This is a genomic window from Leifsonia sp. 22587 (genome assembly GCF_052044215.1).
In the GTDB taxonomy this organism is placed as follows: domain Bacteria; phylum Actinomycetota; class Actinomycetes; order Actinomycetales; family Microbacteriaceae; genus Leifsonia; species Leifsonia shinshuensis_C.
Genome location: NZ_JBQENB010000002.1, coordinates 413,902 through 428,252 on the forward strand (window position 1 = coordinate 413,902; position 14,351 = coordinate 428,252).

The 14,351-nt window shown below is 73.0% G+C and carries 10 protein-coding genes; 3 read left to right on the plus strand and 7 right to left on the minus strand.

The window, feature by feature from the left end:
* Positions 1-17: 17 nt before the first annotated feature.
* The 3 genes from ACTJI1_RS09910 to ACTJI1_RS09920 all read left to right on the plus strand — a co-directional run bounded on the left by ACTJI1_RS09910 (position 18) and on the right by ACTJI1_RS09920 (position 5,206).
* Positions 18-2,342 (plus strand): beta-glucosidase family protein, encoded by a 2,325-nt coding sequence (locus ACTJI1_RS09910; RefSeq protein WP_440742487.1) that lies wholly within the window; start codon positions 18-20, stop codon positions 2,340-2,342.
* A gap of 95 nt (positions 2,343-2,437) precedes the next feature.
* Complete coding sequence (xylA, locus tag ACTJI1_RS09915) at positions 2,438-3,628, plus strand: xylose isomerase (RefSeq protein ID WP_310134318.1); 1,191 nt, start codon at positions 2,438-2,440, stop codon at positions 3,626-3,628.
* Positions 3,629-3,745: 117 nt separating this feature from the next.
* Positions 3,746-5,206: a xylulokinase gene (locus ACTJI1_RS09920; RefSeq protein WP_440742488.1), complete on the plus strand. Its 1,461-nt coding sequence runs from the start codon at positions 3,746-3,748 to the stop codon at positions 5,204-5,206.
* A 104-nt stretch (positions 5,207-5,310) separates the two neighbouring features.
* On the opposite strand, the gene ACTJI1_RS09925 is transcribed toward ACTJI1_RS09920, so the two are convergent.
* The 7 genes from ACTJI1_RS09925 to ACTJI1_RS09955 form a co-directional block, all read right to left on the minus strand.
* Positions 5,311-6,408: a glycerate kinase gene (locus ACTJI1_RS09925; protein ID WP_440742489.1), complete on the minus strand. Its 1,098-nt coding sequence runs from the start codon at positions 6,406-6,408 to the stop codon at positions 5,311-5,313.
* A gap of 127 nt (positions 6,409-6,535) precedes the next feature.
* Positions 6,536-7,411: a sugar phosphate isomerase/epimerase family protein gene (locus ACTJI1_RS09930; protein WP_440742490.1), complete on the minus strand. Its 876-nt coding sequence runs from the start codon at positions 7,409-7,411 to the stop codon at positions 6,536-6,538.
* Positions 7,408-8,652 (minus strand): dihydrodipicolinate synthase family protein, encoded by a 1,245-nt coding sequence (locus tag ACTJI1_RS09935; protein ID WP_440742491.1) that lies wholly within the window; start codon positions 8,650-8,652, stop codon positions 7,408-7,410. The genes ACTJI1_RS09930 and ACTJI1_RS09935 overlap by 4 nt, the downstream gene beginning before the upstream one ends.
* Positions 8,649-9,842: a Gfo/Idh/MocA family protein gene (locus tag ACTJI1_RS09940; protein ID WP_440742492.1), complete on the minus strand. Its 1,194-nt coding sequence runs from the start codon at positions 9,840-9,842 to the stop codon at positions 8,649-8,651. Before ACTJI1_RS09940 ends, ACTJI1_RS09935 begins: the two co-directional genes overlap by 4 nt.
* Before the next feature lie 571 nt (positions 9,843-10,413).
* On the minus strand, positions 10,414-11,706 hold the full coding sequence (locus tag ACTJI1_RS09945) for an MFS transporter (RefSeq protein WP_440742493.1): 1,293 nt from the start codon (positions 11,704-11,706) through the stop codon (positions 10,414-10,416).
* A gap of 114 nt (positions 11,707-11,820) precedes the next feature.
* Positions 11,821-12,807 (minus strand): LacI family DNA-binding transcriptional regulator, encoded by a 987-nt coding sequence (locus ACTJI1_RS09950; protein ID WP_440742494.1) that lies wholly within the window; start codon positions 12,805-12,807, stop codon positions 11,821-11,823.
* A 140-nt stretch (positions 12,808-12,947) separates the two neighbouring features.
* Complete coding sequence (locus tag ACTJI1_RS09955) at positions 12,948-14,342, minus strand: MFS transporter (RefSeq protein WP_440742495.1); 1,395 nt, start codon at positions 14,340-14,342, stop codon at positions 12,948-12,950.
* Between the last annotated feature and the right edge of the window lie 9 nt (positions 14,343-14,351).

The window sequence follows — 14,351 nt, forward strand, 5'->3', positions numbered from 1 at the left end:
AGAAGTGTGAGATCGACATGACCGAATCCCTTCCGCGCTCATCCGCGCCCTCCGAGCGCGTGCGGGAGCTCCTCGCCTCCATGACGCTTGACGAGAAGCTCGCCCAGCTGGTCGGCTACTGGGTCGACAAGGGCGACGAGCTCGTGGCTCCGATGGCCGGCGAGATGGGCAACCCGGGCGCCTATGCGGATGTCACCGCGAACGGCCTCGGGCAGCTCACCCGCGTCTACGGCACGCGCCCGGTCGAACCGGTCGAGCGCGCGGCGTGGCTGTGGGCGGAGCAGCGGCGGCTGAAGGAGGAGACCCGGCTCGGCATCCCCGCGCTGGTGCACGAGGAGTGCCTGACCGGCCTGGCCGCCTGGAAGGCGGCGACCTTCCCCACCCCGCTCGCCTGGGGCGCCTCCTTCGACCCGGAACTGGTGGAGGAGATGGCCGGGCTGATCGGTCTGTCGATGCGCGAGCTCGGCATCCACCAGGGTCTTGCGCCCGTGCTGGATGTCATCCGCGACCCGCGCTGGGGACGCGTCGACGAGTGCATCGCCGAGGACCCGTACGTCGTCGGCACCATCGGCACCGCGTACGTGCGGGGGCTGCAGGACGCGGGCGTCCACGCCACGCTCAAGCACTTCGTCGGCTACTCGGCGTCGCAGGCGGGCCGCAACCACGCCCCGGTGCACGCCGGGCCGCGCGAGATCCGCGACACCCTGCTGCAGCCGTTCGAGATGGCGGTCCGCGACGGCGGGGTGCGGTCGGTCATGAACTCGTACGCCGAGCTCGACGGCGTGCCCGTGGCGGCGAGCGCCGAGTACCTGACCGGTGTCCTGCGGGACGAGTGGGGCTTCGACGGGACGGTCGTCTCCGACTACTTCTCCGTCGCCTTCCTGCACACGATGCACGGCGTGGCCGCCGACCTCGGCGAGGCCGCGGCGCTCGCCCTGGCCGCCGGCATCGACGTCGAGCTCCCGACCGGCGACGCGTTCCTGGAGCCGCTCGCCGCACGCATCCGCTCGGGCGAGACCGACGAGGCGCTCGTGGACCGCGCGGTTCTCCGCGTGCTGGCGCAGAAGGAGGAGCTCGGCCTGCTCGACGCCACCTTCGACGAGCCGCCCACCTCCATCGACCTCGACACCCCCGCCCATCGGGATGTCGCCCTGCGGCTCGCCGAGGAGTCGCTGGTGCTGCTCACCAACGACGGCGCGCTCCCGCTGGCCGGTCCCCCCGCACGCATCGCCGTGCTCGGGCCGAACGCGGACGCGCCGGAGGCGCTGATGGGCTGCTACTCGTTCGCCAACCACGTGCTTGCCCACCACCCGGAGGTCCCGCTCGGGTTCGGGCTGCCGTCGGTGCTGGACGCCGTCCGCGGCGAGTTCTCCTCGGCCTCGGTCGTGCACGAGCGCGGCTGCGACGTGGAGGGCGACGACCGCTCCGGCATCCCCGCCGCCGTCGCCGCCGCGAGCACCGCGGATGTGGCCGTCGTCGTGGTCGGCGACCGCGCGGGCCTGTTCGGCCGCGGAACGGTCGGCGAGGGCAACGACGTCGAGAGCCTCGAGCTGCCGGGCATCCAGCGCGAGCTGGTCGAGCGGGTCGTCGCGACCGGCACCCCCGTGGTGCTGGTCGTGCTCTCCGGCCGCCCCTATGCGATCGGCTGGGCCGTGGAGGGCGTGACCGCCCCGGCGGCCGTGCTGCAGGCGTTCTTCCCCGGCGAGGAGGGCGGGACCGCCATCGCCGCCGTGCTCTCCGGCCGGGTGTCTCCCTCCGGACACCTCCCCGTCTCGCTCCCCCGCTCGGCGGGCGCGCAGCCGTACTCGTACCTGCACCCGCTGCTCGGCGGCCCGAACGAGATCACCAGTGCCGACAGCACTCCGGTGCTCCCGTTCGGCCACGGCCTCTCGTACACCACGTTCGAGCGGTCCGAGCTGACCGTCGACCCGGAGGTGCAGGCCGGTGGAGCGTTCACCGCCGCGGTGCGCATCCGGAACACCGGCGAGCGCCCCGGCACCGACCTCGTGCAGCTGTACGCGCGGGATGTGCACGCGAGCGTCACGCGCCCGGTCGCGCAGCTGCTCGGCTACCGCCGTGTGGAGCTGCAGCCGGGCGAGGAGGCCGTCGTACGGCTCACCGTGCCGACGACGCGGCTCGCGTTCTCGGACCCGGGGATGCGCCGCGTCGTGGAGCCGGGCGCCATCGACCTGTGGGTGGGACCGTCGTGCGACGTCCGCGAGGCGTCGGCGAGCCTGACGATCACCGGACCCGTGCACGAGGTCACCGCCGCGGATGCGCGGCTGGTGACGTCCGAGGTCGAGGCGGCTACCGTGGGTGCCGTCTTCACCGACGCGCTCTGAACGCGGATTCTCACTTCCCGCACTCGCGCCGCACCCCCGTGATGCGGTATAAGTTTATCGAAACAACAAATCACCGACGACGCTGAAGGAACATCATGAGCCTCACCCCCACCCGTGCCGACAAGTTCTCGTTCGGACTGTGGACCATCGGCTACAACGGCACCGACCCGTTCGGCGGCCCGACTCGCCCGCAGCTCGACGTGGTCGAGGCGGTGCACAAGCTCGACGAGCTCGGCGCCTACGGCCTCACCTTCCACGACGACGACCTGTTCGCGTTCGGCTCGACCGACGCCGAGCGCCAGACGCAGATCGACCGCCTCAAGCAGGCGCTCAGCGACACCGGCATCATCGTGCCGATGGTGACCACCAACCTGTTCTCGGCCCCGGTCTTCAAGGACGGCGGCTTCACCTCCAACGACCGCGCCGTGCGCCGCTTCGCGCTGCGCAAGGTGCTCCGCAACATCGACCTGGCCGCCGAGCTCGGCGCCAAGACGTTCGTGATGTGGGGCGGCCGCGAGGGCGCCGAGTACGACGCCGCCAAGGACATCCGCTCTGCGCTCGAGCGCTACCGCGAGGCCGTCAACCTGCTCGGCGACTACGTCACCGACAAGGGCTACGACATCCGCTTCGCCATCGAGCCGAAGCCGAACGAGCCGCGCGGCGACATCCTGCTGCCGACCGTCGGCCACGCGCTCGCCTTCATCAACTCGCTGGAGCGCCCGGAGCTCGTCGGCCTCAACCCCGAGGTCGGCCACGAGCAGATGGCGGGCCTCAACTTCGCCGCCGGCATCGCCCAGGCGCTGTACCACGGCAAGCTCTACCACATCGACCTCAACGGGCAGCGCGGCATCAAGTACGACCAGGACCTCGTCTTCGGTCACGGCGACCTGCAGAACGCGTTCGCGCTGGTCGACCTGCTCGAGAACGGCGGCCCCGACGGCGGCCCGGCCTACGACGGCCCGCGCCACTTCGACTACAAGCCGTCCCGCACGGAGGACATCACCGGTGTCTGGGACTCCGCGGCCGCGAACATGCGCACCTACCTCCTGCTGAAGGAGCGGGCGCAGGCGTTCCGTGCCGACCCCGAGGTGCAGGAGCAGCTGGAGGCGTCGCGCGTGATCGAACTGTCGCGTCCGACCCTCGGCGACGGCGAGTCGTACGACGACCTGCTCGCCGACCGCAGCGCGTACGAGGACTTCGACCCGAGCGCGTACTTCGGCGGCAAGGGCTTCGGCTTCGTCCGGCTGCAGCAGCTCGCGCTCGAGCACCTGCTCGGCGCGCGCTGACCTTCCCTCCCTCCCTCCCTCCCCCTCTTCCGCTTCGCTGAGGTGCACGTAGTTGCGAACCCGACCGGCGTGTCGACCGCAACGACGTGCACCTCAGCGGCATGAAAGGAGACCGGCGTGACTCTCGTCGCCGGCGTCGACTCCTCGACGCAGAGCTGCAAGGTGGTCGTGCGCGACCTCGAGACCGGCGAGCTGGTGCGCTCGGGGCGCGCCGCGCATCCCGACGGCACCGAGGTCGACCCCGCCGCCTGGTGGGCCGCACTGCAGGAGGCGCTGGGCGCTGCGGGCGAGCTGGACGACGTCGACGCCATCTCGATCGCCGGTCAGCAGCACGGCATGGTGGTGCTGGATGCGGAGGGCCGCGTCATCCGCGACGCCCTGCTGTGGAACGACACCCGGTCGGCGCAGGCCGCCCGCGACCTGATCGACGAGGTCGGCGCCGAGGAGTACGCGGCGCGCGTCGGCGTAGTGCCGGTCGCCTCCTTCACCGCGACGAAGCTTCGCTGGCTGCGGGATGCCGAGCCCGCGAACGCGGCGCGCGTCGCCGCGGTGGCGCTCCCCCACGACTGGCTGACCTGGCGCCTGCTCGGCTACGGGCCGGCGGACGAGAGCGAGCTCGGACCGGACCTGGAGGCGCTGACCACGGATCGCTCGGACGCCAGCGGCACCGCGTACTGGGGCGCCGCGAGCGGGGCGTACGACCTGGAGCTGTTCGAGCGGGCGCTCGGGCGTCCGGGGCGCGAGGCGGCGGGAGCCGGCGCGGCCGGTGCTTCCGGTGACTCCGGTGACGCCTCCTTCGTGGTGCTGCCGCGGGTGCTGGGCCCCTCGGAGGCCGCCGGACGGACATCGTCCGGCCTGCTCGTCGGCCCGGGAGCCGGCGACAACGCCGGCGCCGCCCTCGGACTCGGCGCAGGAGAAGGCGACGTCGTCGTCTCGATCGGCACGTCCGGCACCGTCTTCGCCGTCACGGATGCGACCATCGCCGACGCCTCCGGAACCGTCGCCGGCTTCGCCGACGCGTCCGGGCTCTCCCTCCCCCTCATCGCGACCCTCAACGCGGCACGGGTGCTCGGCTCGATCGCCGGGCTGCTCTCCGTCGACCACGACGGGCTCTCCTCCCTCGCGCTCTCGGCCGAGCCCGGTGCGGGCGGCGTCGTGCTCGTGCCGTACTTCGAGGGCGAGCGGACCCCCAACCTCCCGGACGCGAAGGCCAGCATCCACGGCCTCACCCTCGCCTCGACGACCCCGGCCAACCTGGCACGGGCCGCGATCGAGGGGATGCTGTGCGGGCTCGCCGACGGCCTCGACGCCGTGCGCGCGGCCGGGGTGCGCGAGCGGCGCATCCTGCTGATCGGCGGCGCCGCCCAGAACCCGGCGGTCGCGCAGGTGGCCGCGCAGGTGTTCGACGCCCCGATCGAGGTTCCCGCCCCCGGCGAGTACGTCGCCGACGGCGGAGCCGTCCAGGCCGCGTGGGCCCTCACCGGCACCCGCCCCGCCTGGACCGTCGACACCGCCGCCGCCCTCCCCGTCGACACGCGTCCCACCATCCGCGCCCAGTACGCCGCCGCGCGCCCCTGACCCCGGCCCCGTCGCCGCCCTCCGTCGAGTACACGATTTGTGCACGCCCNGGCGTGTCGCGTGCACTTTTCGCGTACTCGACGGAGGGGGGCCGGGGGCCGGGGTCAGAGGCGGCGGGCGAGGGCGGCGCCGGCGGCGCGCGCCCAGCGGGCGGGGTCCGCGATCGCGGCGGAGCGCGAACCGGCGAGGTCGGCGAGCGCGACGGCGGCCGCGAAGTCGTCGGTCGGCGCCTGGATGCTGCCCGCCGCGAGCATGACCCGCGCGCTGGCGCGGCGGGCGAGGCCCGACACGTAGGCCGGGACCTTGCCGGAGGCGGACTGGCTGTCGAAGCGGCCCTCCCCCGTGATGACGACATCCGCCGACGCGATGGCGGCCGGCAGCCCGAGGGCCTCGCCGACAGCCTCCGCTCCGGGCGCCATCCGCGCGCCCCACAGCAGCAGGCCGAAGCCCGTTCCCCCGGCGGCGCCCGCGCCCGGAGCGTCCGGGTCGGCCGTCGCTCCGGCCGCATCGAGGACGTCGGCGAAGCGCCGCAGGGACGCCTCCAGCGCCGGGACATCGCCCGCGGTCGCGCCCTTCTGCGGCCCGAACACCACGGCGGCACCCGACGGCCCGAGCAGCGGGCTCGTCACATCGCTCAGGATGCGCGCGCCGTCCGGCGGCAGCGGAGCCAGCCCCGACAGGTCGGCCGTCGCGACGGCGGCGAGGCCTGCGTTGCCCGGCGGGATGTCGCGACCGTCGGCATCCAGGAATCGGGCTCCGAGCGCGGTGAGCGCGCCCGCGCCGCCGTCCGTCGAGGCGCTGCCGCCGATCGCGAGGAGCAGACCGGTGGCGCCCGCGGCCAGCGCGTCGGCGATCGCCAGTCCGAAGCCGACGGTGTGTGCCGCGTACGGCGCCGGCGACGTGAGGCGCCCGAGTCCGCTCGTCTCGGCCAGCTCGACGAGCGCGGTGCCCCCGGGCAGCATGAGCCACGTCGCGTCGACGGGCTCGCCGGTCGGGCCGGGGACCCGGACCGGATGCCGCACGGCGCCGGGCACCGCAGCCTCGAACGCGTCCAGAGTCCCTTCGCCCCCGTCGGCCATCGGCGCCTGGAGGACGAGGTCGGCCGGATGCTCGTCGCGCCAGCCCGCCGCGAGGGCGGCGGCGATCTCGGCTGCGGACGCGGACCCCTTGAACGAGTCGGGCGCGACGACGACGACGCTCACGAGACCACCTTCGCATGGATGCCGTGCCCGGGCCGGTCACATGGCGCGCCGGACGCTCGCGGCCCTCTCGCCTGCGGCCCTGTCGCCTGTCCGCTGGACGCCTGCGCCCTGGACGCCTGCGCCCCAGTCACCCCGCCGCCGGAGCCGTCACCCCGACGCAGCGCTCGAACGCGTCGGCCGTCCGAGCGACGACGCTCGCCGGATCCTCGGCCCAGATCGACTCGTTGAAGATCTCCACCTCGATGTCGCCCGTGTACCCGGCCTCCGCGACCGCGGCCGTAATAGGAGCGAAGTCGATGTGGCCGTCGCCCATCATCCCCCGCGCGAGCAGCACGTCCGCGGGCAGCGGGGTGACCCAGTCGCACACCTGGTAGCTCGCGATCCGGCCGCCGGCGCCTGCGCGGGCGATCAGTCGGAGCAGGTCGGGATCCCACCACAGGTGGAAGGTGTCGACGACGACGCCGACCGACGCGGCGGGGAATCGCTCCGCGATGTCCAGCGCCTGGGCGAGCGTGGAGACGACGGCACGGTCGGCCGCGTACATCGGGTGCAGCGGCTCGACCGCCAGCGTGACGCCGGCGGCGCGCGCCTCGGGCTCCAGCTCGGCGAGCGCATCGACGACGCGCTCGCGCGCACCCGCCAGATCGCGCGAGCCCGCGGGCAGACCGCCCGCGACGAGCACCAGCACCGCCGCGGACCCCTCCGCGCCGGCGGCCGCCAGCGTCGCGGTCTCCTCGATCGCGCGCCGGTTCGCATCCAGCGCCGCCCGCCGCTCCGCGCCCTCCGGGGCAGTGAAGAAGCCGCCACGGCAGAGGCTCGAGAAGCGCAGACCGGAGTCGGCGAGCATCCGCGCCGCCCGGTCGAGCCCGACCTCGGCGACCGGTTCGCGCCAGAGGCCGATGCTCTGCACACCGGCGTCGCGCACCACGCGGAGCGCGTCGGCGAGCGACGCGTACTTGATCGTCGCCTGGTTGATCGACAGGCGCGGGCCGGGCCGGCTCATGCGTCCACCCCGTTCAGGCGGAGGAGCGAGGTCCAGCGCTCGGCGGCGAGGTCCGGGCGCTCGAGGGCTCCGCTGCCCGCGGCGAGGCGCACGATCTCGGAGAGGTGCGGCAGGCTCCGTGCCGAGTGGAGGCCGCCGACCATGGCGAAGGCGTCCTGGTGGCCGTTCAGCCAGGACAGGAAGGCCACCCCGGTCTTGTAGTAGAAGGTGGGCGCGGCGAAGATCTGCCGGGACAGCTCCTCGGTCGGTGTGAGGATGCTGCGGTAGCGCTCGTGGTCGCCCTGGTCGAGGGCCTGCAGGGCTGCCGACGCGGCGGGACCAATGGCGGCGAACGCGCCCAGCAGCGCATCCGAGTGCGCGGGTGCGCCGGTCTCGCCTCCGGCGTCAGCGCCCTCGTCGTCGATCAGCTCGACGTAGTTGAAGTCGTCGCCGGTGAACAGCCGCACGCCCTCCGGCAGCCGCGACCGCAGCGACCGCTCGGCGTCGGCGTCGAGCAGGCTCATCTTGATGCCGGAGACCCGGCCGTCGGCCGCCTCGATGATCCGCAGCACCGTGTCGGAAGCCGTCGCGAAGTCGGATCCGAAGTACCCGGCGAGGGCAGGGTCGAACGCGGGCCCGAGCCAGTGCAGGACGACCGGAGCCGACGCGGCCCCGATCACGGCACCGTAGACGCGCTCGTAGTCGGCGGCCGACTCCGCCGCCCGCGCCAGATGCCGGCTGGCCATGAGCACGACACCGGCCCCGGCGTCCTCGGTGGCGTGGAGCTGCCGCGTGTAGGCGTCGATCACGGCATCCAGCGGGATGACGTCATCGTCGACGTGGTCGGTGTTCACCCCGGCGACGACCGAGCCGCCGACGGCGCGGGCATCCGCCGCGCTGCGTTCGATGAGCTCGCGCGTCGCCGCCGCGTCGAGCCCCATGTTGCGCTGGGCGGTGTCCATCGCGTCCGCGACGCCGAGCCCCCACGAGTAGAGGTGGCGCCGGAAGGCGAGCGTCGCATCCCAGTCGATGTCGGCCGGGGCGCCGGGCACGTTCTCGGCCCACGGCTTCGGGATGACGTGAGCCGCCGCGTAGGCGACCCGCGACCGCAGCGGCGCAGTGGGGCGGGAGAACGCGGGGGCGGTTCCGAGGTCGGTGGTGGAGGTGGTGCCGTCGGCGTGCAGGAGGGTGACGGGCGTGGAGGAGGGTGCCGCGGTCGCGCCGGTAGAGGTGGGAACGGCTGTCGCAGTCGGGCCGCTCATCGGGCCGCCGCCTGCAGGTCGGCGGACGCGGGGACCGGCGTGCTGTCGAGCGTCACCGGCGGCAGCTCGATGCGGCGGCCCTCGCGGGAGGAGCGGAGGCCGAGCTCTGCGAGCTGCACGCCGCGGGCGCCCGCCAGGAAGTCGAACCGGTGCGGCGCATCCTCGAGGACGTGCCGGAGGAAGTCCTCCCACTGGGTCTTGAACCCGTTCTCGAACACCTCGTTCGCCGGGGACTCGATCCAGTCGGCGGCGTAGTCGTGCTCGTCGGCGAGGTCGGGGTTCCACACCGGCTTCGGGGTGGCGTTCCGGGGCTGGATCTTGCAGCCGAACAGTCCGACGACCGCGCTGCCGAGGGTGCCGTCCACCTGGAACTCGACCAGCTCGTCCCGGTTCACCCGCGTCGTCCAGCTCGAGTTGAGCTGGGCCGTGATGCCGCCCTCCAGCTGGAAGATCGCATAGGCGGCATCATCGGCCGTCGCGGCGTACGGCTCGCCGCGCTCGTCGACCCGCTCGGGGATCTCGGTGGCGGCCTGCGCGTAGACGGACTGGACGCGGCCGAACAGGTTCTCGAGCACGTAGCTCCAGTGCGGGAACATGTCGACGACGATGCCGCCGCCGTCCTCGGCCCGGTAGTTCCAGCTCGGACGCTGCGCCGCCTGCCAGTCGCCCTCGAACACCCAGTAGCCGAACTCGCCGCGCACCGACAGGATGCGGCCGAAGAAGCCGGAGTAGATGAGCCGCTTGAGCTTGCGCATCCCGGGCAGGTAGAGCTTGTCGTGGACGACGCCGTTCTTGACGCCCGCGTCGTCCGCGAGCCGGGCCAGCTCGAGCGCCTCGGCGAAGCTGTCCGCGGTCGGCTTCTCCGTATAGATGGCCTTCCCGGCGGCGATCGCCTTGCGGATCGCGGCCGACCGCGCCTGCGTGACCAGGAAGTCGGCGTAGATCTGCCAGCGGTCGTCCGCGAGCGCGGCGTCGAGGTCGGTGGTGTAGTCGGCGATGTCGTGCCGCTTCGCCAGCTCGGCGAGCTTCTCCTCGTTGCGGCCGACGAGGAGCGGCACGACCTGCACGCGCCGGCCGTCCGACAGCTCGACGCCGCCCTGCTCGCGGATGGCCAGGATCGACCGCACCAGGTGCTGGCGGTAACCCATGCGCCCGGAGACGCCGTTCATGATGATGCCGATCGACGACACGTGTACTCCTTCGTAGTGGTGCGGGTGGGGCGGGGTGTGGGTGAGGCGTCGTGTGGGTGAGGGTGCGGCATTTCGTCCATGCCTTCACACCGGAAAGCGCTTACCGCAAGGTTAGGCGGCGGCGTGAGGCATGTCAACGCGAGGATTTCCGCATCCCACCGCACGATCGTCGGTGGAAAGCGCATACATCTCCGACGGAACACTCCCCCGGCGGAGATCCGACCCGATCCGGGCCGAATCTCCGCCGTTGGGTGCCGAATCTCCTTCGATCCGGGCTGGATCTCCGCCGTTGGGTGCCGGATCTCCTTCGTCCGCGCCAGCCGCCCATCGACGAGAGCACCCGCTTCATTCGTGCCGAATGCGCGCATCCCGCCTGGGATTCCGACGATTCGTGCCGAATGAGCCCGCGACCGACCTCACTCATTCGTGCCGAATGTGGGCCAAGCGGCGGGGATTCCCACGATTCGTGACGAATGTCCGCCACGCCGCGAGGCCCCGCCGCCACGCGAGCGACGCCCAGCCGCTCAGCGCTGGGCACGCCCACGCCCCGGGCGCACACAGCGCCCACGCGTCAGCGCCGCGCGCGCACCGCCGGCTCCGCCGCGGGCGTCGCCGCGTCGGCGCGGGTGAAGTCGATCCCGTGCGCCTGCTTGCCGAACGCCGTCAGCAGGATGACCGCTATCGCCGCGATTCCGACCGTCGACGCCATCGCCCAGCCGTAGCCGAGCTGCGGCGCCAGCGCCTGCTGGATGGGCAGGTTGAAGGCGGCGATCACGTTGCCGAGCTGGTACGTGACGCCGGGGTAGAACCCGCGGATCGCGTTCGGCGACATCTCGTTGAGGTGGGCGGGGATCGCTCCCCACGCACCCTGGGTGGTGAACTGGATGAGCGCGGATCCCAGGCACAGCAGCCCAGCCGTCTGCGAGAAGGCGAAGATCGGGATGATCGGGATGGTCAGCGCCGCGCCCAGGATGATCGTCGCCTTGCGCCCCCACCGGTCGGAGAGCGATCCGAGCACGATGCAGCCGACGATAGCGCCGATGTTGTAGACGACGGCGATCCAGCCGGCCGTCGCGGCATCCAGCCCCGCACCCCCGTTCTCGGTGGACTTCAGGAACGTCGGGTAGATGTCCTGCGTGCCGTGGCTCATCCAGTTGAACGCCGCCATCAGCAGCACCAGGTAGACGAAGCGGCGCAGCACCTTGCCGTCGAAGAAGACGCGGCGGATGGACGTGTCGGCCTTGCGCATCTTCTCGCGGGTGTTCTCCCACACCTCCGACTCCTTCACGCGGGAGCGGATGATGAGCGTGATCAGGGCGGGCAGGATGCTGAGCGCGAACATCCAGCGCCAGTTGAGGCCGAAGACCGAGTGAACCAGCAGGAAGGCGAGCGAAGCCAGGAGGTATCCGGCCGAGTAGCCGGCCTGCAGGATGCCCGAGTACAGACCGCGACGGGTGCGCGGCACCTTCTCCATCGTGAGGGCGGCGCCGAGTCCCCACTCGCCGCCCATGCCGATGCCGTAGAGCAGCCGCAGGATGAAGAGCACGGTGAAGTTGGGGGCGAACGCGCACAGGAACCCGACGATCGAGTAGAAGCACACGTCGGCCATCAGCGGGATGCGGCGGCCGACCCGGTCCGCCCACAGACCGAACAGGTACGCGCCGACGGGCCGCATGATCAGGGTGACCGTCGTGAGGTACGCCATCTGCTGGAGCGGGACGCCGAACTCCGCGCCGATGTCCGCGTAGACCAGGACGATGATGAAGTAGTCGAAGGCGTCCATCATCCAGCCGAGCAGCGACGCGATGAACGCGTTGCGCTGGTCGGGGTTGAGGCGGGTGGAGCCGAGAGCGGTGTCTGTCACGGGGGTCCTTTCCGATCGACGGTGATCGGCCGGCGCGAGAAAGCGCTTACCAGGGCTCAACGATAGTCGGTCGCCGCGATCTGTCAAGCGGACGGAGAAGTGCGTGTCCGCCGGTCAGCGGCGCGGCGTCGAGGCCCGCAAACGCACCTCGGCGGCGACCGGGGCCGCGTCCTCCGTGCCGCCGTCGTCGGAGAGTGCGAGCTCGAGGGCGCGTGCGCCGATGTCGGCCAGCGGCAGCGCGACGGACGTCAGCGCCGGGGTCACGTCGGCCACCAATGGGATGTCGTCGAAGCCGGCGACGGCGATGTCCTCCCCCGGGCGGATGCCCGCCTCCCGCAATGCGGCCATGGCGCCGATGGCCATCACGTCGCTCACCGCGAAGACGCACTCGGGCCGCGCGCCCGAGGCGAGCAGCGCGGACATGGCGCGGTGGCCGCCGTCGCGCGAGAACTCGGCATGCTCGACCGGCACCTCACCCGCCACCGAACGGAACCCGTCGACCCGGTCGCGCACGGTGACCAGCTCGTCCGGTCCGGCGATCACCGCGAAGTCCGCATAGCCCAGGGACCGCAACTCGTGCGCGAGCCGGGCCGCGCCTCCGGTGTTGTCCACCGACACGGACCGTAGGCCCGGAGCGCCCGAGCCGACGACGGCGACGCGCTCGCGCCGGGTCGTCGGCGGTTCGGCGCCGACCACGCGGCTCCCGGCGAGCACGACGGCTCGGGGACGCTGCCCGCGGAGCGCGGTCAGCGCCGCCTGCTCCCGCTCGACCGACGCGGCTCCCGCGTACAGTCCCGTGGCGGTGATGGTGACGATGAGGCCGCGCTCGTCCGCGACGCGCACGACGCCCGACGCGATGGATGCGAAGTACGGGTCCGCGATGTCGCCGACGACGAGTGCGACGACGTTGGTGGTGCCGCGCGCGACCGCCTGGGCCTGCACGTTGGCGCTGTACCCGAGGGCGCTCGCGGAGGCGAGCACCCGCTCCTGCAGGGCCGGGTTGACCGTGCGGGCGCTGCCGTTGAGGGCGCGCGACGCGGTCGCCAGCGAGACGCCCGCGTGCGCGGCGACGTCGGACAGCGTGGGGACGTTCTCGCTCACACGCCCAACCTACCGGCGCGCCGTCCGCCCGCGCTGCTCAGCGCGCCGCACGCACCGCCCGCCGGCGCCCGCCTCGTCCGCCCGCGCTGCTCAGCGCGGCGCACTCCCCAGTGCGCACCGCCCGCCGGCGCGCGCCCCACTCAGCCGCGCCGCGCCAACCGCGGCCCGATCACCCACGACAGCCCGCACAGCACCGCCGTGACCGCGAACGCCCCGGCGAACGGCCAGCCGCCCGGCAGCCCGCGCATCGCCGCGAAGACGATCGCCGTCGCCGCCAGGGCGACGGCCGAGCCGGTCGAGTCCGCGATCGACAGCGCCGAGCTGTTGAAGCCCTGGTCGTCCTTCGTCGAGTACTGCAGCGTCAGCACGCCCAGTCGCGGGTACAGGAAGCCCATGCCCGCTCCCGCGAAGGCCCAGCCGACGACCACGACCAGAGGATCCAGGTGCAGGATCGCGGTCGCGATGAGCGACGCGAGCGCGATGCTGAGTCCGCCGGCGGCCAGGCGCGCTGCCGCCTGGTGGCCCAGCTGCGGGAACCTCCCCTGCCACCAGGACGCCGCCGCCCAGCTCAGCCCGGCCGCCGTCAGCGCGAGCCCCGCGATCGCGGCGGACACGCCGTACTCGGTCACCATGAGCAGCGGCACGTAGACCTCGGTCGCGAAGAAGGTCGCCGCGACGATCGCCCGCATCAGGATGACGCTGGGCAGCCCGCGACGGGCGAGCAGCGTCCCGCGCGGAACGAGCGGCCGGATCGCGAGGCCGGCGGCCACGGCGGCCACCACCGGCACGACCCACTGCACCGGACCCCTCGCCTCTGCGGCCAGGGTGAGCGCGAGCACCGCCGCCGCGAGCAGCACGGCCCAGAGCAGCCGGGACACCCGGAACGGCGCCGGCTCGCCGGGCGCCCGCAGCACGCCCCGCATCACCGGCACCACCATCAGCATGGCGAGCCCGGTCAGCGCCACCACGCCGAGGAACACCCAGCGCCACCCGACCGTCTCGGTCAGCACCCCGGCGATGAAGGGGCCGATCAGCGACGGGATCACCCAGGCCGCGGCGAAGCCCGCGAAGATCCGCGGGTGAAGGCGCGGCGGATACACGCGGGCGACGATCACGTAGAGCACCACCGTGAGCGCGCCGCCGCCGAGCCCGTGCACCAGCCGGCCGATGACGAACAGCCCCATCGTCGGGGCGAGCCCGGCGGTGAGCAGACCGGCGACGAAGAGGGCGACGGATGCGATCAGCGCCGAGCGCGGATTGCCGCGATCCGCCCACGCGCCGGCGGCCACCATCCCGACCACGCCGACCGCCAGCGGACCCGCGAACGCGAACGCGTACAGGGCGGCGCCGTCGAGTTCCCGGCTCACCGCCGGCATGATCGTGGTCACCGCCAGCGCCTCGAACGCCGCGAGCGTGACGAGGAGGCACATCCCGATGCTCGTCCACCGGTACGGGCGGCTCAGCACACCGCCGACAGCCTCGGCGTCGCGGGGTGCGGCGGTCGCCGACACCGCATCCACGTCGCGCGAGCTCATCACCTCAGA

Bases quoted from the DNA above. Each gene is read 5' to 3' on its own strand.
- ACTJI1_RS09910 (WP_440742487.1), top strand. From the start codon at position 18: ATGACCGAATCCCTTCCGCGCTCATCCGCGCCCTCCGAGCGCGTGCGG.
- xylA (WP_310134318.1), top strand. From the start codon at position 2,438: ATGAGCCTCACCCCCACCCGTGCCGACAAGTTCTCGTTCGGACTGTGG.
- ACTJI1_RS09930 (WP_440742490.1), bottom strand. From the start codon at position 7,411: ATGAGCCGGCCCGGCCCGCGCCTGTCGATCAACCAGGCGACGATCAAG.
- ACTJI1_RS09935 (WP_440742491.1), bottom strand. From the start codon at position 8,652: ATGAGCGGCCCGACTGCGACAGCCGTTCCCACCTCTACCGGCGCGACC.
- ACTJI1_RS09955 (WP_440742495.1), bottom strand. From the start codon at position 14,342: ATGAGCTCGCGCGACGTGGATGCGGTGTCGGCGACCGCCGCACCCCGC.